Source organism: Flavobacterium sp. (genome assembly GCF_020217025.1).
Lineage (GTDB): Bacteria > Bacteroidota > Bacteroidia > Flavobacteriales > Flavobacteriaceae > Flavobacterium.
This window is the reverse complement of the sequence record NZ_JAIWOF010000158.1, coordinates 1-18,509: the sequence shown is the minus strand read 5'-3', so window position 1 is coordinate 18,509 and position 18,509 is coordinate 1. Positions and strand designations below refer to the sequence as shown.

Genomic DNA, 18,509 nt, shown 5'->3' with positions numbered 1-18,509 from the left:
GTTATGCGGAAGTAGCTCAGTTGGTAGAGCTCCAGCCTTCCAAGCTGGTTGTCGCGAGTTCGAGCCTCGTCTTCCGCTCTTAAACAAGATAAAGTTTTAAAAATTATCACCTGCGGAAGTAGCTCAGTTGGTAGAGCTCCAGCCTTCCAAGCTGGTTGTCGCGAGTTCGAGCCTCGTCTTCCGCTCTACAAAAAAGCCTTGCATTTGCAAGGCTTTTTTTATTTCAATTCGTTAAGTTCGGTTTCTGGAGCTACTTCAAATGGAGTTTCGTTTCTCTTGAAAATTCTTGCTGTTAAAGTTCCTTTTAATTTTACAGAATCGCCTTTCACTTCTAACCAACTTCCTTCTCTTAATCCTACAACAGGTTGCGGATTAAAATGATGAAATTCATTAATTCTAGTTTCACGCGTTTCACCCATGTGAGTAGAACCTTCAATCGGATCTAAATAATGTGGATTGATATTGAAGGAAACAAATCCTAAAGTTCTAAAGCTAGGAGGGTACACAATCGGCATATCGTTCGTGGTACTCATTGTTAAACCACAAATGTTACTTCCAGCGCTAGTTCCTAAGTAAGGTGTTCCTTTTTTGACTACTTTTTCTAACGTGTCAATAACATTGTTTTTATACAATTGGCTAACTAACAAAAATGTATTTCCTCCACCCGTAAAAATTCCTTGTGCTTTTTCAATGGCTTCGATTGGGTTTTCAAATTCGTGAATTCCTTTCACAACGATGTTAATTTTATCAAAAGCTTCGCTAACTTTTTTAGTATAATCATCATGTGAAATTCCGCTAGGTCTTGCATATGGAATAAAAAGTAATTCTTTTACATTAGAAAAGAACGATTGCAATTCAGGTAATAAATAGTCTAAATATTCACCTCCATGTAAAGTAGAAGTGCTGGCAATAATTATATTTTTCATCGATTATTTTTTTACAAAGCTACCAAATTTGTCTTAACATAAGTTTATCATCTTGTTAGGATTTCATTTTGAAGAGAACCAATTACATTTACATATCAATTAAAACAATTCCTTTATGATAAAACGATTACTTCTTTTTTTTATGTTTTTCTCTTTGTTGGGTTGGGCTCAATCTGATACAATTATAAAAGGAAAAGTCGTTTCTACTTCTAGTAGTTTAGAAGGAATTCATATTTTAAATTTAAATAAAGGAATCGGAATTGCAACCGATGATAGAGGTTATTTTGCTATTCGAGTTGCAATTGGTGATACGTTACAATTTAGCGCAATTCATTTAATTGCAACAAAGCATATCATTGAAAAAGATGATTTTGGCGAAAATTTGTTGTTTGTAGAAATGAAATCAAAGCTCAATGAATTAGAAGAAGTTACTATTGTTCAGTATAAAAACATTAATGCAGTTTCTTTAGGAATTATTCCGAAAAATCAAAAAACCTACACACCAGCCGAACGAAAACTTAAAACGGCAAGCGACCTTGATGGACAATATGGTACTAACACAAAAATAGGATTAGATCCTTTACTTAACTGGATTTCTGGTAGAACTCGAATGTTAAAAAAAGAAGTTCAAATAGAGAAAAATGAGTTTTTAATTGATGCAACGGCTGATTATTACCAAAAAGAATATTTTACAGATGTTTTAAAAATTCCTGAAGATTATGTAGATGGTTTTTTATTTTATGTAGTTGAGAATAGTCGATTTGTTATGGCAATGAAAGATAAAAATAAAACAATGGCAACCTTTGTTCTTTCAGAATTAGCCGTGGAATATTTAAAAATGAAAGAATTGATAATTTCAAACAAGAATATAGATGAAAAATAATTGGGTGCTATTTTTTATATTTCTTTTTAGTCAATTCTGTTTTTCCCAAGAAGTTGAAAGAAAAATTTTGAAAGGAAAGATAGTTGCAGATTCTATTGAAGTGGAAAACTTAACCGTTTACAATATCACTTCAAATGTTGGAGCTGTTACAAATGTTGATGGAAAATTTTCGATTAAAGCAAAAGCAACTGATACCTTATATGTTCAGGGGCTTTCATACAATTCCAAAATATATATATTAACAGAAAAGGATTTTTGGTTAGAAGAATTAGAAATCAGACTTCACATAAAAGTTACAGAATTAAATGAAGTAGAAATTACTCCTTACACTTTAACCGGAACTTTAAAAGAAGATACCAAGCGAATTCAGGTTTATGGAGAAGCTTTTAGTGGTATTGATGCTAAGGCAGTGAAATATTATGAGGATGATGTTCGTTCTAAAACACCCGTAAATACTGCAATTTACAATCCATTAGCTCCTAATGGTTCTAATTTTGATTTAAAGTTAATAGGTAAAGGTATTGGAAAATTACTCGGAATAAAAGGTAATCCTAAAAAGAACTCAGAGTTAGTTCTTGAGGAACGAAGACAACGTGATATTCAAACAAAATCATTCTCAGATCATATGTTTGAACGTTTTACACATAATTTCTTTACAGAAACCTTGAAAATTAAGCATGAAGATATTCCAATGTTTTTGCAATATGCCGAAATGCCAGTTAAAGATTTATCATTGTTTTTAAAACCTGAATATGAATTACAACTAATTCAATATTTAACTATAAAAGCAAAAGAATACAAATTAGGAAATCAAAAAGAATAATTGCTATTTTTACCACATGAAGAAGAAATTTTTACGATATTTTACTCCAATTATTCTAGTAGTTTTATTAAGCTCGTTTGCTTGGCACAAATTTTATGTTTCGGTAACCCAAATCGACTATGTGCCAAATAAAAAAAGAATAGAAATTACACATCGAATTTTTATTGATGATTTAGAAAAAGCCCTAGAAAAGAAATACAAGAAAAAAGTGTATTTAACTTCAACAAAAGAGTTACCCGAAGCTGAAACATTAATTAAAACATATCTCAAAGAAAATATTAAAATTTCTATCAATAAAAAACCTCAGGAGATTGTTTATTTGGCTAGAGAAGTAGAAGGCGATGTGTTAATTTTTTATACTAAAATTGCCATTTCGAAAAAAATAAATACCTTCGAAATCTTTAATTCATTATTAACAGATATTTATAAAGAGCAACAAAATATTGTTCATGTAAATATTAATAGTAACAAAAATAGCTTTTTGTTTACTAATAGTGATACGCAGCAAAAAATTGACTATTAAAAGAATTGAAATATTATGAAAAAATCAATTGTACTTAGTGCTTTCTTGACTTTAGCAGTGACTTTCGGAGCAATCGCTCAGGATGTTAAACCAGAAGAAAAAAAGCGCGAACCTGGACATTATAATGAGAATAAGTTTCGTCAAATGTATGACGAAATGGCTACTCCAAATATGTTTAGAACGGCTTCTGGAGCTCCAGGACCAGCTTATTATCAACAAAAAGCAGATTATGTAATGAATTTGGAGTTAGATGATAAGAATAAAAAACTGTATGGCTCTGAAACCATTACTTATCACAACAACGCTAAAGAATCGTTAGAATATTTATGGGTACAATTAGATCAAAATATCGAAAGACCTGATTCTAAAACACCATTAATAGAAAGTCAAAATATGGATAAGGCCATTTCAACAAGTGGTTTTACAAAAAAATATATGGGAAGCCCTTTTCAAGGTGGTTTTAATATCGAATATGTTAAAGATGCTAAAGGAAATCCAATGAAATATACCATCAATCAAACCATGATGCGTATCGATTTGCCTAAACCATTGAAAAATGGCGAAAAAGTTTCGTTCTCAATCAAATGGTGGTACAATATTGTAAATTACATGGAACAAGCCAATAATGGTCGTTCTGGATATGAGCAATTTCCTGATGGAAACCGTTTGTATGTAATGGCACAGTTTTTTCCAAGAATGGCTGTTTACAATGATGTAGAAGGATGGCAAAACATGCAATTCTGGGGTAGAGGTGAGTTTGCTTTAGCTTTCGGTGATTACGAAGTAAATATTACAGTTCCTGCTGACCACGTTATGGAAGGAACAGGAGTGTTACAAAACAGAAGCGAAGTTTTTACCGCAGAACAAGTAAAAAGATGGGAATTAGCAGAGAAAACTTTTGATAAGCCAGTAGTAATTGTTACCCAAGAAGAAGCAATTGCTAAAGAAAGTAGCTTTTCTGATAAAAAGAAAACATGGAAATTTAAAGCACAAAACGTTCGTGATTTTGGTTTCTCAACTTCAAGAAAATTTATAATTGATGCCATGGCAGTTGATTTACCAACTAACAAACCATTAGCAATTTCAATTTATCCAAAAGAAGCAAATCCACTTTGGGGTGATTTATCTACAAAAGCGGTAGCACATACTTTAAAAACGTATTCTCATTTTACATTTGATTATCCTTATCCAAAAGCAGTTTCAGTTTCTGCAGAAGATCAAGGAATGGAATATCCAATGATTTGTTGGAACTACGGTCGCCCTGATGAAAAAGGTTTTGTGAGTGATAGAATTAAATATGGAATGTTAGGTGTTATTATTCACGAAGTAGGACATAACTTCTTTCCAATGATTGTCAACTCTGATGAAAGACAATGGTCTTGGATGGATGAAGGTTTAAATACATTCTTAGAATACTTAACAGAAACTTCTTTCGATCCAAATTTCCCAGCAACTAGAGGTCCAGCTAAAAATATTGTACCTTACATGAAAGGAAATCAAAAATATTTAGAGCCTATTATGTCAAACTCTGAAAATATTTACAACTTTGGTGCTAATGCTTATGGAAAACCAGCAACAGGTTTAAATATCTTGAGAGAAACTATCATGGGTCATGAATTATTTGATCATGCATTCAAAACATACGCGAATCGTTGGAAATTCAAACACCCAACACCAGAAGATTTCTTTAGAACAATGGAAGATGCTTCTGCAGTTGATTTAGATTGGTTTTGGAGAGGTTGGTTCTATTCAACAGATTATACCGATATTGGTGTGAAAACAGTAAAGCAATATTATGTTTCTACAGAAGCTTCAAAAGAAACTCAGGCTATGTTTAATAGAAGAGGAAGAAAAATTAGCGATGGAGAACCAATGTTGTACTTAGTTGCTGAAGATGCTCCTGATTTTAAACCTGAATTAAAAAAAGCAATGGATGTTAATAGTGTTCAAGCACTTTCTGACTATGTAAATAAAAATTATACAGCTGAAGAAAAGAATGCTTTAAAATCTCCTAAATATTTCTATGAAGTAGAGTTTGAAAAACCAGGAGGATTAATCATGCCAATCATCGTAGAGCTTCAGTTTGAAGATGGAACAAGCGAAACTCAAAAATTCCCTGCTCAAATTTGGAGAAGAAATAATGATACTGCTAAACGAGTTTTTGCAACAGATAAAAAAGTTGTAAAAATTCAACTAGATCCAAAATTAGAAACAGCTGATATTGATGTTGAAAATAATTATTGGCCTAAAGCAGAAACAGTATCAAAATTTGATACGTTAGATAAAAAATAAGAACTAAGGCTATCTTCGGATAGTCTTTTTTTTGATTACTTTAAGATAAAGTAGGTGTAAAACTTTGTAACTTTGCGAAGTTAATTTTCAAAAATACACAATGTTTGGAATTGGAGGAGGTGAATTGTTTTTCATCATTTTAGTTGTTTTGATGTTATTTGGATCAGATAAGATTCCAGATATTGCTCGTGCTTTAGGTAAAGGAATGGCGCAATTAAAAAATGCTACCAACGAAATTAAGAGTGAAATCCAAAAAGGAACTCAAGAAGCAGGATTGGATATGAATACTTTAACTGGTGGAGTTTCTGAAGAAATAGCTAAAGCAAAAGAAGGGATTTCTAAAATGGTAAATCCTATGGAAAACATTAATTTAGATGTTCAAAATCCTATAGAGCAAGTTAAAGAAGATATTGAAAATATTACCGGACCTATAAAAAGACAAATGTAATTTTGGAACACTTAATATACTTAGATAAAGAATTATTCCTTTTTTTAAACGGATTGGGTTCTGAGCCTTTTGATGGTTTTTGGAAAATTATTACTAAACAGATTTACTGGTCACCACTTTTTATTGGAGTTTTTTATCTAATACAAAAAAAACTAGGTTGGAAAGGTTTGGGAATTATTATTCTTTTTTTAGTAGTATTGTTAACATTTACCGACCAAATTACGAATTTATTTAAATATTCATTCGAACGTTTACGACCTTGTAATAATCCCGAATTTGATGGTTTAATGCGTGAAGTTATCACTAGAAAATCATTCAGTTTTTTCTCTGGTCATGCTGCAAATTCAATGGCTTCAACAACTTTTATAGTTTTAATTATTCGAAAATATTACAAACATACCTATTTGTTGTTTTTATTCCCTCTAATTTTTGCTTACAGTAGAATTTACTTAGGATTGCACTATCCTGGAGATATTCTTACAGGTTATCTTGTTGGAGGAATTTTTGGTTTCGGATTCTATAAATTGTATTTGATTTTAGGTAAAAAATATAATTTTTAAACTGCGACTAAAAACTATAAAACACGACTAACCGTTAAACCATCACGAATAGGCAATAAAACCGTTTCCACTCTTGGGTCTGTATTTAATAATTGATTATATTCTAATAAAACAGGAGTACTTTTATCATTTGGTTTTACTTCTTCTAAAACTTTTCCGCTCCACAGAACATTGTCAGATAAAATAATTCCGCCTTTGTTCATCATGGGAACAATTAGGTGAAAATAATTCACGTAATTTTCTTTATCAGCATCAATAAAAACCAAATCAAATTTTTTATTCAAAGTTGGGATAATAGTTACCGCATCGCCTAAGTGTTGAAAAATTTGATCTTTCCATGGCGAAGCATCAAAATATTTTCTTTGAAAATCGACTAATTCTTCTTCAATATCAATGGTGTCTAAAGTTCCGTTTTCAGCCATTCCTTCCGCTAAACATAACGCCGCATAACCTGTATAGGTTCCAATTTCCAAAATATGTTTCGGACGAATGATTTTCGAAAGCATACTCAAAACTCTACCTTGAAAATGACCACTCAACATTCGTGGTTGCATGATTTTTTGGTAGGTTTCTTTATTTAATTTCGCTAATAATTCAGGTTCCGCTTGTGAATGATTGGCAACGTAATCTTCTAAATCTTCTGATATGAAATGCATATTAAAATCAAATTTTGACAAAAATACAAATTAACAATTAAAGGTTTTGACATTTTAACCTAACTTTGCACCATGCAAATCGAGAAAAAAGACATACGAGCACTAACCAAAGAACAATTGCGTAACTTTTTTGTTTCCAACGGAGACAAAGCGTTTCGCGGTAACCAAGTGTATGAGTGGTTATGGCAAAAACGCGCGCATACTTTTGAAGATATGACTAATGTGTCTAAGGAAACGCGCGCCATGTTAGAAGCTAACTTTGTAATCAATCATATCAAAGTAGATACGTTACAACGTAGCGAAGATGGAACCGTTAAAAATGCCGTTCGTTTGCACGATGACTTAATTGTAGAATCGGTTTTGATTCCTACAGAAACTCGAACTACCGCCTGTGTTTCTTCGCAAGTAGGTTGTAGTTTAGATTGTAATTTTTGTGCAACGGCTCGATTAAAACGTATGCGTAATTTGGAACCAGGAGAAATCTATGACCAAGTAGCTGCCATTGATAATGAAAGCCGTTTGTATTACGACCGACCTTTATCCAATATTGTCTTTATGGGAATGGGTGAACCTTTGATGAATTATCCAAACGTGATGAAAGCGATTGATATGATTACGTCTAATGAAGGTTTAGGAATGTCGCCAAAGCGAATCACCGTTTCTACTTCTGGAATTCCGAAAATGATTAAGAAAATGGCCGATGATGAGGTTAAATTCAAACTAGCAGTTTCCTTACATTCAGCTGTTGAGGAAATTCGAAACGAAATCATGCCATTTACTAAAAACTTTCCATTAACCGATTTGCGTGAGAGTTTGGAATATTGGTACAGAAAAACCAAAAGTAAAATTACTTACGAATATGTGATTTGGAAAGGAATCAACGACGATAAAAAATCGATTGATGCTTTAGTGAAATTTTGTAAATATGTCCCTTGTAAAGTAAATTTGATTGAATATAATCCAATTGATGATGGCATGTTTCAACAAGCCTCTGAAGAAGCTACTAATGCTTACATAACTGCTTTAGAAAAAAATAATATCGTGGCTAAAGTAAGAAGAAGTCGCGGTAAAGATATTGATGCGGCTTGTGGACAATTGGCGAATAAATCGTAAAAATTCAATTTTCATAATTTTTGTGCTTTAAAAAGATGTAAGAAACACTTGTTTTTTTGTAAGAAATAGTATCTTCGTGCAACTGAATGATGAGTAAAAACAAATTCAGTTTGACTAACACACATCTGACATTATGATTAAGCACATCTTATTTTTTCTACTTTTTTTTACATTTGGTTTTTCTCAAGAAAATAACACGAAAGGTATTGTAAAAAATGCAGAAACAAAAGAAACGGTTCCGTTTGTAAATATTATTTACAAAGATCATTCAGCTAATTTGACTGGAACGATGACAAATGAAAATGGTGAATTTTCATTACAAAACATCAAAGAAGTTGAAATTAGCCATATCAATTACGAAACTAAGAAAGTTGTATTTGATACTAAAGAAGTTGAAATTTTTTTAACTCCAAAAGTCTATATTTTAGATGAATTAATAATCTCAAACGTTTCTGGAAGAGATTTTTTAAAATCGTTGATAAAAGATGCTAAAGTTCGTGCCGTAAAAAACACTAAGTTAACTACATATGGTAGAGAAATTGTAAAAATCAATAATCAATATACAAAGTATGCAGATGCCAAAATGGATTATTTCATTAAAAAAGGAAATGGTAAATCGGTTTTGCTAATTAATCAAAGTAGAGCTGTAAAATCCAATTTACAAGATTCGACTAGTTCTGTTTTAAACGGAATGAATTCAGCCTATAATGTAAGAGATTTTGTAAAATATGCTTATAATTTTGATGGAATTGAAAATCTTATCAAGAGTAAAGAATATACTTTTGATCGTTATTTAAGAAGAGATGCTGCTGGATTTGAATACGAATACATTAAAATAATTCCGAATGTAGATAGCGATGAGTTGTTGTATGAAGGTTATGTTATCGTAGATAATAAATCCAATAAAATAATTGAATTTAAAGTTGAAATAGCTGATTCGCATAGAAAAAATTCAAAACTCAAAAATATATTGATTGCCAAATTAAAACTGAATGATCAATCCGTTTGGTGCAAGTTTAAGTTTGTAAATAACCAATATGAATTGGTTTACTATAAAAACAGTTTTAGTATATTTATTCAGATGGGTAAGAAAGTGCACGATAATGTTAGTGGTACTTTTGATTTATTAGTGCTTGATAGTAAAAACGATGTAGAAATACCGGAAAAAGGGTTTGGTGGTAAAACCATTTTTGAAGCCGGCACTAATTACACCGAAAAATTTTGGAAAATGAACAACATTTTTCCTTTAAAAGAAAGTGAGCAACAATTTGTGGACTCTATTAAAAATTAATTGTTTCCTCTTTCTAAAAAAATCAAAGAGATTTCGAAAAAGTTCGAAGTCTCTTTTTTTATAATCTTTTGCTAAACTTTTGACTAACGAGATTGTTTTTGTATTTTTGATACCTCAATGAAAATAACCGAACAAATAAAGCTCCCCATCGCAAATGAAATGGAACTCTTTGAAGAGAAGTTTCGCGATTCCATGTCTTCAAAAGTAGCTTTATTAAACAGAATTACACATTATATTGTAAACCGAAAAGGGAAACAAATGCGACCGATGTTTGTTTTCTTAACTGCTAAAATGGTTTCTGGTGGTACTATTAATGAACGAACGTATCGTGGTGCTTCGGTTATTGAATTAATTCATACCGCAACTTTAGTGCATGATGATGTGGTTGATGACAGTAACAAACGTCGTGGATTTTTCTCTTTGAACGCCCTTTGGAAAAATAAAATTGCCGTTTTAGTAGGCGATTATTTATTGTCAAAAGGATTATTGCTTTCTATTGATAATAACGATTTCGATTTGTTAAAAATCATTTCAGTTGCTGTTCGCGAAATGAGTGAAGGTGAATTACTTCAAATCGAAAAAGCCAGAAGATTAGATATCACCGAAGATGTTTACTACGAAATCATCCGACAAAAAACCGCTACATTAATTGCCGCTTGTTGTTCGCTTGGCGCTTGTTCAGTGGCTCCAGAAGATAAAGATGTGGTTGAAAAAATGCGTAAATTCGGAGAATTAATCGGAATGGCGTTCCAAATCAAAGACGATTTATTCGATTATACCGATGATGCCATTGGAAAACCAACCGGAATCGACATCAAAGAACAAAAAATGACTTTACCATTGATTTACGCTTTGAATAATTGTTCCTCAAAAGAAAAAAGTTGGGTAATCAATTCGGTTAAGAATCATAACAAAGATAAAAAGCGCGTAAAAGAAGTAATTCAATTTGTAAAAGACAAAAACGGATTAACTTACGCCGAAGAAAAAATGGTGCAATTTCAGCAAGAAGCACTTTCGTTATTACAAGATTTCCCAACATCTCCCTATAAAGATTCCCTTATTTTAATGGTAAATTACGTTATTGAAAGAAAAAAATAAAAACAATTTCAATTTCAAGGACAAAAGTCAGTTTCAATTTTTAAAATTTCTTTAATTATTTCAATCTGTGTTCCAGAATCATAAGTTTTTTATTTTTTTTCATATTTCATGCAACCATTTTAAAATCATTCTCGTCTATATAATTAGAAGCAATAATTCAATAACAAGAGCAAGAGCAAAAATCAATTTCAATTAATATAAATTTGAGTTTGATATTGAACTTGACATTGAACTTGACATTGAACTTGACATTGAACTTGACAATGAAAGTAATTCAATTACATCAAGAAGAAAAACAACTGATTATGTTGGCTGTCGAAAACAATCGGCAAGCACAACAGCAGATTTATGCCAAGTTTTCTTCTAAAATGTTAAGTGTGTGTCGTCAATATATAAAAGACATTCACCACGCAGAAGATGTAATGATTACTGCATTTATGAAAGTGTTTACCAATCTGAAAAATTTTGAACACAAAGGTAGTTTTGAAGGTTGGATTAGAAGAATTATGGTGTATGAATGTATCGATTTTCTTCGGGTGAAAAAGAACAATTTCAACTATCAAGATATTGAAGAGGTTACGGTTAGCAAAAACGAATCGGTGTATGAAATGGAAGATTTTTCGGTAGATGATATCCAAAACATGATTGATAATTTGCCCGACGGTTATAAAATGGTGTTTAATTTATACGCGATTGAAGGCTACAAACATCAGGAAATAGCCGAAATGCTCAAAATAAGTGAAGGAACATCAAAATCGCAATTATCACACGCCCGAAAGTTATTGCAACAACAAATCACCGACTTAAAAAACAAATTAAATGGAACCAAATAAAATAGATAATCAAATAAGAGAAAAGCTGAATGCTAGAGAAATTCAGCCCTCTGCTCAAGCTTGGGATCGCTTAGATGCTATGCTTACGGTTTCAGAAGAAAAAAAGCCAAAGAAAGGTTACGGATGGTTTTTTGTAGCCGCTTCTACGATACTTTTTTTAGGATTGGGATTTTTCCTTTTCAATTCAAACGAAACAACCGAAATTAATAATTCAACGCCAATTGTAACCACTATCAACGAAGAAATTGATACGGTTGAAACCAATAAAATAAATGAAATTTCTGTTGAAAATGTAAAATCTGTTTTGGCTCAGAATGAAATAAATAATTCAAAACCAACAAGAAATTTAAAATCAGTTGAAACAAATAAAGTGATAAAAGAGGAAAATGTTTTGGAAGAAAAAATAACACCCAACACCCAACACCCAACACCCAACACTTACAAATATGTTTCGCCTGAAAATTTATTAGCTGAAGTTCAAACAGGTGAAAAAGTAATCACTTCAGATAAAAAAATAAGTCCAAAAACTAAGATGAAAGTAGATGCTAATTCATTACTAACAGCTGTTGAAAAGGAATTAGATGTAAATCACAGAGAAACTACTTTAGAAAAACTAAATAGAAAGTTTAAAGATGCCAAATCGGCATTAGCCAATAGAAATTACGAATAAATAAAAATCATCATTAATTAAAAATCAAACAGTCATGCAAAAAATTATTTTGTACACAATTGTTATTGTGTTTAGTTTCCTAACAAAAGCAGTTGCTCAGGAGCTAGAAACCATAGAAAAATCAACCGAGTGGATGGTACGCGGAAGTAAGCCAGAGAGTTATGAAATGGGTTTGTCGAAAAAAGAAACATCTAATGAACAAAAAGTTTTTACTATTCGATCTACCGATAAGAAAATTCATGGATTTGGAACCTTAATGAAATCGGGAAAACCTGATTTATATTTAGGTAAAACTATCAAAATGACAGGGTATGTGAAAAGTGAAAAAGTAAAATCTTGGGCTGGACTTTGGATGCGTATCGATTATTATGATGATAAAGTTCTTGCTTTTGATAATATGCAAAATAGAGCTATTGAAGGAACAAATGATTGGACTAAATACGAAGTTGTTTTATTTGTGCCTCAAGATGCAACTGATTTCTCTTACGGAGTGTTATTAGATGGAACAGGTCAAATTTGGTTTAAAGATATACAACTTGAAATTGTAGATGATTCTGTTTCAGAGACTGGAACTATTAAAGGTAGAAATTCAAAAAGTATTTCATTTGAAGATAAAGCGAAGGTAATTGCAAATAACATTGAAATGATTACCACGGAAGAAAAAAACGCTTTAAAGAAAGAAGTTGAAGCCATCGATGTACAAGTAAGTGAAGGTAAAATTACTGCTGAAAAAGCACAAGAATTAAAAACGAATATTGCTCAAGAACGCGCTAATAATATCGAAACAAAAGTAGCAATTGAAGAAGCAAAATTAGCACAATTGGTTCAGGATAAAGTGGATGGGAAAATTGCTGATTCTAATGATAAGCCAAAAAGAGGCGGAACTAGAATCATTTTGGGAAGCAGTAAAGATGATTCTATTGGAGAAAACAGAACTGAAATCAACTTAGGTTCTATGAAAATATACACGGGTGAAAAAGACAAAGTAGAAAAAAAATCCAAAAGAACAACTTCGCAATTTGTTTTTGCATTTGGTTTAAATAATGTAATTACTGAGGGCGAAAATTTAGAAGATTCAGATTACAGAGTTTGGGGTTCGCATTTTTATGAATGGGGAGTTACGTATAATTCAAGAATTTTAAAAAACAATAATTTACTTCATGCTAAATACGGACTTTCATTAATGTATAACAATCTTCGTCCTACGGATAATCGTTATTTTGTTAAAAATGGAGACCAAACAGATTTAGTTACATCAGCTATTAAATTAGATGATTCTCGTTTTAGAAATGTGTATTTAACAGCGCCATTGCATTTAGAATTCGATTTTACGCCAAAGAAACTTTCAAAAGACGGGACTAAAACATACTTCAGAACACATGAGTCGGTTCGTTTAGGAATTGGAGGTTATGGAGGTGTTCGTATCAAATCAAAGCAAATTTTAAAATATGAAGTTGACGACATTAAAGTAAAAGAAAAACAAAAAGGAGATTTCAATGTTTCGGACTTTACATACGGGTTGAGCGCTTATTTAGGATATGGTCAAACCAGTCTATATGTTAAATATGATTTAAATCCGATGTTCAAGAACAATAATATAGATCAAAACAACGTTTCATTAGGAATACGCTTTGATTTTAATTAAATTTAGGGTTAAGTTAAGTTCTCTGTTTAAAAAAGCACTTCAGAAATATGAAGTGCTTTTTTTGTTTTCCTGCATTTTTTTATAGATTAACTTTGTAACTTTGAATTCGTTTTTTTAAAATCCAAAAATCTATTTTGATATCAAAAGACACCATAGAAAAAGTATTTGAAACCGCCCGAGTTGAGGAGGTGATTGGTGATTTTGTTCAACTCAAACGTGCCGGAAGTAATTTGAAAGGATTGTCTCCATTTGTGAACGAGAAATCGCCTTCGTTTATGGTTTCTCCTGTAAAACAAATTTGGAAAGATTTTTCTTCTGGAAAAGGTGGAAATGCCGTGACGTTCTTAATGGAGCACGAACATTTTACGTATCCAGAAGCTATCAAATATTTAGCGGTAAAATACAATATTGAGATAGAAGAAACGGTTCAAACCGATGAAGATGTAGCGCAAGCCAATGAAAAAGAGAGTATGTATTTGGTTTCTGAATTCGCTCAGAAATATTTTCATCACACTTTATTAGAAACCGAAGAAGGAAAAGCTATCGGACTATCGTATTTTAAAGAACGTGGTTTTACTTCCGATACGATTAAGAAATTCGGATTAGGATATTCACCAGAAACTTGGGATGCTTTTACCAAAGAAGCATTAGGAAAAGGATATAAATTAGAATATTTAAACAAAACCGGACTTTCGATTGTAAAGGAAGACAAGCAATTCGACCGATTCAAAGGTCGTGTAATGTTTCCGATTCAAAGTATGAGCGGACGTGTTTTGGGTTTTGGTGGTCGTATTTTGACCAATGATAAAAAAGCTGCAAAATATCTGAATTCGCCTGAAAGTGATATTTACCACAAGAGTAAAGTTTTGTACGGAATTTTCCATGCAAAGCAATCTATTGCCAAACTAAACAATTGTTATTTGGTGGAAGGGTATACAGATGTTATTCAAATGCATCAAGCTGGAATTGAAAATGTAGTTGCTTCTTCAGGAACTGCTTTAACACCAGACCAAATTCGTTTGATTAATCGATTAACGCCTAATATTACAGTACTTTTCGATGGTGATGCAGCCGGACTTCGAGCTTCGATTCGAGGAATCGATTTGATTTTGGAAGCTGGAATGAACGTAAAAGTGTGTACGTTTCCTGATGGCGATGACCCGGATAGTTTTGCGAGAAAAACTTCGTATGAAGATTTGTTGCAATATTTCGAAGATAACGCCAAAGATTTCATTCAGTTCAAAGCGTCTTTATTGATGCAAGAAGCTAAAAATGATCCAATTAAAAAAGCCGATTTAATTCGTGATATGGTCATTAGTATTTCTAAAATTCCAGACCGAATTAAACGTGAAGTTTACATTAAGGAATGTTCCCGAATCATGGATATTTCCGAAGATGTGCTTTTTAATACCTTAGCGCAATTAGTAAAGAAAGATTTATCAGAAGCTAATAAACAATTTAAAGAGGAACAGAAAGCTTTTGAAGTTGTTAGAAACGATATTGCTCAGCCAACAACTAAAGTAGATATTCAATACGAATTGGAACATAAAATCATTCAGATTTTGTTGTTGTATGGTGACAAAGAAGTAGAGTTTGAAGATACCATTTTAGCTCAAAATGAAGATGGGGAAATGGTTGAAGTAAAAGAGCAAAATAACTATAAAGTTTTTCAACGAATCTATCTAAGTTTGCAAGAAGATGAGGTAGAATTGGCTAACCCAATTTTTAAAGCCATTTTTAATCATTTAATTGCGTATTTCAATGAAAATGAGGTTTTTGAGTTGGATAAATACTTAATGCAATTGCCTGAGGAATTGGCACAAGAAGTCACCACGATTCTTATGAACGAAGAACGTGAGGTATTACACAATTGGGAAGTACAGCAAATTTATGTAAAACAAAAAGAAACCACCATAAGCCAATACGTAACCGAGACGATTATCACATTGCGATGGTATTTAGTCAATAACATTATCGACGATTTGAAAAATTCAATTTCAACCGACGAAAATTCTGATAACTCAGAAACTCTGGAAATGGTAATGGCTTATTTGGGGTTAACACATATCTTTTCTAAAAACTTGGGTAGAGTTCTTTCAAGATACAATTAAATTACATCTAAATCTTTTGCTTTTTTCAATAAATCCACTAAGTTGGTTACATTTAATTTAGCCAACAAACGCAATTTATACGTACTGATTGTTTTTTCATCTAAACCTAGAATTTGGGCTACTTCTTTGTTTTTCTTACCATCATTTAGGTAACGAAGTACTTCAATTTCTCTAGTGGATAATTTTTTAAACAATCGCTCCGATTTTTTGCCTTTGCTTAGCATTTCGATGCTTTTTTTAACAGTTTCGCTAAAGATGACTTTGCCTTCTGTTACTTTTGTTATTGTGGCTTCTAGATCTTTTAAATCACTTTTTTTGGAAACATAAGCTGAAACTCCTGCTTTAATTGCTGTTGGGGCATACATCTGTTCGGAAACATTTGTAAACAAAACAATTTTGGTTTCAGGAAAATCTTTCAACAAGCTTTTGATGTCTCTAATGCTTGATAAACCATCTAATTCTACATCGAGAATAAGAATGTCGCAATGTTTTGCTTCTAAAAGTGAAAGTAAAGATTCTAAATTTTTAGCCGATGCAATAACCTCCATTCTGCTGTTTCCATGAAAATACGATTGTAATCCATGGCTTACAACAGGTAAACTGTCTGCTATACCTATTTTGATCATAACTAAAAAATTATATTATTCGTAATATACTATCAAAGTTAATAAAAAAAATGTAATTACTTGTTAATTATTAAGATAATTATTTGAGGTCTTTTGGGATACTGCAAATCGGTATAGGATTCATTTTGTGTTGGTTAATAGTATTCAGTCTTTTGTAGATTTTGAACACTTCAGCTTCTCTTCCAGAAAAATCTTCAAGAGTTTTTCCGTTTTCTATTTGATTCATCGCCCATTCTAGTTCGTCATAGTTGGCGCCAATTTGATCTTCGTCACTTCTGTCATCGCCAAATAAACCATCGGTTGGTTTTGCTTTAACGATACTTTCAGGAACTTGCAAATGAGTAGCTAATAATCGAACTTCGCTTTTAACTAAATCCGCAATCGGGCTAACATCTACGCCGCCATCGCCATATTTTGTAAAAAATCCCACACCAAAGTCTTCTACTTTATTTCCGGTTCCGGCTACTAAAAATCCGTGTAATCCTGCAAAATAATATAAAGTTGTCATGCGCAAACGAGCGCGTGTATTTGCTAAAGACAAATTTAATACCGCTTCATTTTCACTAGAAGGAACTTGATTTTTAAAGTTTTCAAAAACAGGTGTCAAATCCGCTCTTTCGTTAAAAACATTTGGGAAACGCTTTTTTAACTGGTCAATGTGCTCATTAGCTCTATTAACTTGACTTTCCGCCTGGTGTATTGGCATTTCTACACATAATGTTGGTAATCCAGTTTGCGCACATAGAGTAGAAGTTAAAGCACTGTCTATTCCGCCCGAGATTCCCACAACAAAACCTTTAACTTTTGCGTTAATAGCATAATCATGTAACCATTGTACAATATGTTGGTTGATTTTTTCGGCTTGAAATGTGGTAGAATTTGTCATTTTTTTATGAAAATTTATAAGTCGATAACTGTATATTTGCAAACTAATTTTGGTTCCATAAAAGTATAAAAAATACCCTATATGAAGAAATTATTATTTGCGCTTGTTGCTGTTGCTTTATTTTCTTGTAAAGAAGAAAGTAAAGTGGACGAAGCTGTGGCAAAAATTCCAGTTGAATTTAAAGTAGAACGTTTCGATCAAATCTTTTATCAATCAAAACCAGAGGATTTAAGTAGAATAAAAGCGCAATATCCGTTCTTTTTTCCTGCGGGAAATCCAGATTCTGTTTGGGTAAACAAGTTAAAAAATCCTTTATTAAAAGAATTGTACAAAGAAGTACAAATAAAATATCCAACGTTAGGTCCTGTTGAGGCAGATATGGAAAAAATGTTTGCTTATGTGCAATATTATTTTCCAAAATACAAGACACCAAGAGTAATTACACTAATTAATGAAGTAGATACGGAAGCAAAATCTTTTTATGTGGATACTTTGGCTTTGGTTTCTTTAGATTGTTATTTGGGAAAAGAACACCGTTTTTATGTTGATTTTCCTGAGTATAAAAAGCAAAGTTTAGAGCCAAATCAAATTTTACCTGATTTAGTTTCAACGTTTTGTTACGGTAAAATAGCTCCTCCAATGGATAGAACTTTATTATCTGCAATGATTTATTATGGAAAAGAACTGTATGTAAAAGACAAATTAATTCCCTTTTATTCAGATGCTGATAAAATTGGTTACACCGATTTGCAAATCAAATTCTGTCAAGAAAACGAATATTTTATGTGGAGTAATTTAGTTGAAAACAAATTATTGTTTGATTCTAATCCAAAAAATGAATTGCGATTTATAAAACCAGGGCCGTTTTCGAAATTCTATTTAGAAATTGATAACCAAACCCCAGGAAGAGTAGGGCAATGGTTAGGTTGGCAAATAGTAAGAAGTTATATGGAAAATCATGAAGAAGTTACTTTGCAAGAATTGTTAGCAATGGATGCAAAAACCATCTTCGATAATTCAAAATACAAACCAAAGAAACAATAAAACATATGAAAACATCCGATATAAAAATCACCGTAGGATTAGACGAAAATAACGTTCCAGACAAATTATTGTGGACAGCAC

Annotated in this window: 18 protein-coding genes and 2 tRNA genes; 16 read left to right on the top strand and 4 right to left on the bottom strand. The window is 31.9% G+C overall.

Annotation, left to right across the window (positions count from 1 at the left end):
* Positions 1 to 5: 5 nt before the first annotated feature.
* Both LDL23_RS08045 and LDL23_RS08040 read left to right on the top strand, forming a co-directional pair.
* A tRNA-Gly gene (locus tag LDL23_RS08045) sits at positions 6 to 78 on the top strand.
* Positions 79 to 112: 34 nt separating this feature from the next.
* Positions 113 to 185, top strand: a tRNA-Gly gene (locus LDL23_RS08040).
* A gap of 33 nt (positions 186 to 218) precedes the next feature.
* On the opposite strand, the gene pepE is transcribed toward LDL23_RS08040, so the two are convergent.
* Positions 219 to 926, bottom strand: a complete 708-nt coding sequence (gene pepE, locus LDL23_RS08035) for a dipeptidase PepE (RefSeq protein ID WP_291265234.1) — start codon at positions 924 to 926, stop codon at positions 219 to 221.
* Between the two features lie 115 nt (positions 927 to 1,041).
* Here pepE and LDL23_RS08030 point away from each other — a divergent pair, with 115 nt between their 5' ends.
* From LDL23_RS08030 to LDL23_RS08005, 6 genes are all read left to right on the top strand, one after another.
* Positions 1,042 to 1,809, top strand: a complete 768-nt coding sequence (locus LDL23_RS08030; protein WP_291265233.1) for a hypothetical protein — start codon at positions 1,042 to 1,044, stop codon at positions 1,807 to 1,809.
* A 67-nt stretch (positions 1,810 to 1,876) separates the two neighbouring features.
* Positions 1,877 to 2,632: a hypothetical protein gene (locus LDL23_RS08025; protein WP_291265232.1), complete on the top strand. Its 756-nt coding sequence runs from the start codon at positions 1,877 to 1,879 to the stop codon at positions 2,630 to 2,632.
* 16 nt (positions 2,633 to 2,648) lie between these two features.
* The gene (locus LDL23_RS08020; protein WP_291265231.1) at positions 2,649 to 3,155 is read left to right on the top strand and encodes a DUF6702 family protein; all 507 of its coding nucleotides are present in this window, start codon (positions 2,649 to 2,651) and stop codon (positions 3,153 to 3,155) included.
* Between the two features lie 15 nt (positions 3,156 to 3,170).
* Complete coding sequence (locus LDL23_RS08015; RefSeq protein WP_291265230.1) at positions 3,171 to 5,447, top strand: M1 family metallopeptidase; 2,277 nt, start codon at positions 3,171 to 3,173, stop codon at positions 5,445 to 5,447.
* Between the two features lie 100 nt (positions 5,448 to 5,547).
* Positions 5,548 to 5,895 carry a twin-arginine translocase TatA/TatE family subunit gene (locus tag LDL23_RS08010; RefSeq protein WP_291265229.1) on the top strand — a complete coding sequence of 116 codons (348 nt, stop codon included), beginning with the start codon at positions 5,548 to 5,550 and terminating at the stop codon, positions 5,893 to 5,895.
* Positions 5,895 to 6,455, top strand: coding sequence for a phosphatase PAP2 family protein (locus tag LDL23_RS08005; protein WP_291265235.1), 561 nt, complete (start codon positions 5,895 to 5,897; stop codon positions 6,453 to 6,455). Before LDL23_RS08010 ends, LDL23_RS08005 begins: the two co-directional genes overlap by 1 nt.
* Before the next feature lie 14 nt (positions 6,456 to 6,469).
* Here LDL23_RS08005 and LDL23_RS08000 read toward each other — a convergent pair whose 3' ends face one another.
* Positions 6,470 to 7,111 (bottom strand): O-methyltransferase, encoded by a 642-nt coding sequence (locus tag LDL23_RS08000; protein ID WP_291265228.1) that lies wholly within the window; start codon positions 7,109 to 7,111, stop codon positions 6,470 to 6,472.
* Between the two features lie 72 nt (positions 7,112 to 7,183).
* Between LDL23_RS08000 and rlmN the strand changes: the two genes are divergently transcribed.
* The 7 genes from rlmN to dnaG all read left to right on the top strand — a co-directional run bounded on the left by rlmN (position 7,184) and on the right by dnaG (position 15,872).
* Positions 7,184 to 8,224, top strand: a complete 1,041-nt coding sequence (rlmN, locus tag LDL23_RS07995; protein ID WP_291265227.1) for a 23S rRNA (adenine(2503)-C(2))-methyltransferase RlmN — start codon at positions 7,184 to 7,186, stop codon at positions 8,222 to 8,224.
* Positions 8,225 to 8,357: 133 nt separating this feature from the next.
* Entirely contained in the window at positions 8,358 to 9,515 is a 1,158-nt protein-coding gene (locus tag LDL23_RS07990; RefSeq protein ID WP_291265226.1) for a carboxypeptidase-like regulatory domain-containing protein, read from the top strand.
* Between the two features lie 117 nt (positions 9,516 to 9,632).
* On the top strand, positions 9,633 to 10,613 hold the full coding sequence (locus LDL23_RS07985) for a polyprenyl synthetase family protein (protein ID WP_291265225.1): 981 nt from the start codon (positions 9,633 to 9,635) through the stop codon (positions 10,611 to 10,613).
* A 263-nt stretch (positions 10,614 to 10,876) separates the two neighbouring features.
* The gene (locus LDL23_RS07980; RefSeq protein WP_291265224.1) at positions 10,877 to 11,446 is read left to right on the top strand and encodes an RNA polymerase sigma factor; all 570 of its coding nucleotides are present in this window, start codon (positions 10,877 to 10,879) and stop codon (positions 11,444 to 11,446) included.
* Positions 11,433 to 12,116, top strand: a complete 684-nt coding sequence (locus tag LDL23_RS07975; protein ID WP_291265223.1) for a hypothetical protein — start codon at positions 11,433 to 11,435, stop codon at positions 12,114 to 12,116. The genes LDL23_RS07980 and LDL23_RS07975 overlap by 14 nt, the downstream gene beginning before the upstream one ends.
* A 34-nt stretch (positions 12,117 to 12,150) precedes the next feature.
* Entirely contained in the window at positions 12,151 to 13,761 is a 1,611-nt protein-coding gene (locus LDL23_RS07970; protein ID WP_291265222.1) for a hypothetical protein, read from the top strand.
* A 134-nt stretch (positions 13,762 to 13,895) separates the two neighbouring features.
* On the top strand, positions 13,896 to 15,872 hold the full coding sequence (dnaG, locus tag LDL23_RS07965; RefSeq protein WP_291265221.1) for a DNA primase: 1,977 nt from the start codon (positions 13,896 to 13,898) through the stop codon (positions 15,870 to 15,872).
* Here dnaG and LDL23_RS07960 read toward each other — a convergent pair.
* Positions 15,869 to 16,498: a response regulator transcription factor gene (locus LDL23_RS07960; RefSeq protein ID WP_291265220.1), complete on the bottom strand. Its 630-nt coding sequence runs from the start codon at positions 16,496 to 16,498 to the stop codon at positions 15,869 to 15,871. The two genes, dnaG and LDL23_RS07960, sit on opposite strands and share 4 nt — an antisense overlap.
* A 79-nt stretch (positions 16,499 to 16,577) precedes the next feature.
* Positions 16,578 to 17,384 carry an NAD(+) synthase gene (gene nadE, locus LDL23_RS07955; RefSeq protein ID WP_291265219.1) on the bottom strand — a complete coding sequence of 269 codons (807 nt, stop codon included), beginning with the start codon at positions 17,382 to 17,384 and terminating at the stop codon, positions 16,578 to 16,580.
* Between the two features lie 81 nt (positions 17,385 to 17,465).
* On the opposite strand from nadE, the gene gldB reads away from it, so the two are divergent.
* The gene (gene gldB, locus LDL23_RS07950) at positions 17,466 to 18,428 is read left to right on the top strand and encodes a gliding motility lipoprotein GldB (protein ID WP_291265218.1); all 963 of its coding nucleotides are present in this window, start codon (positions 17,466 to 17,468) and stop codon (positions 18,426 to 18,428) included.
* Positions 18,429 to 18,509 lie beyond the last annotated feature (81 nt).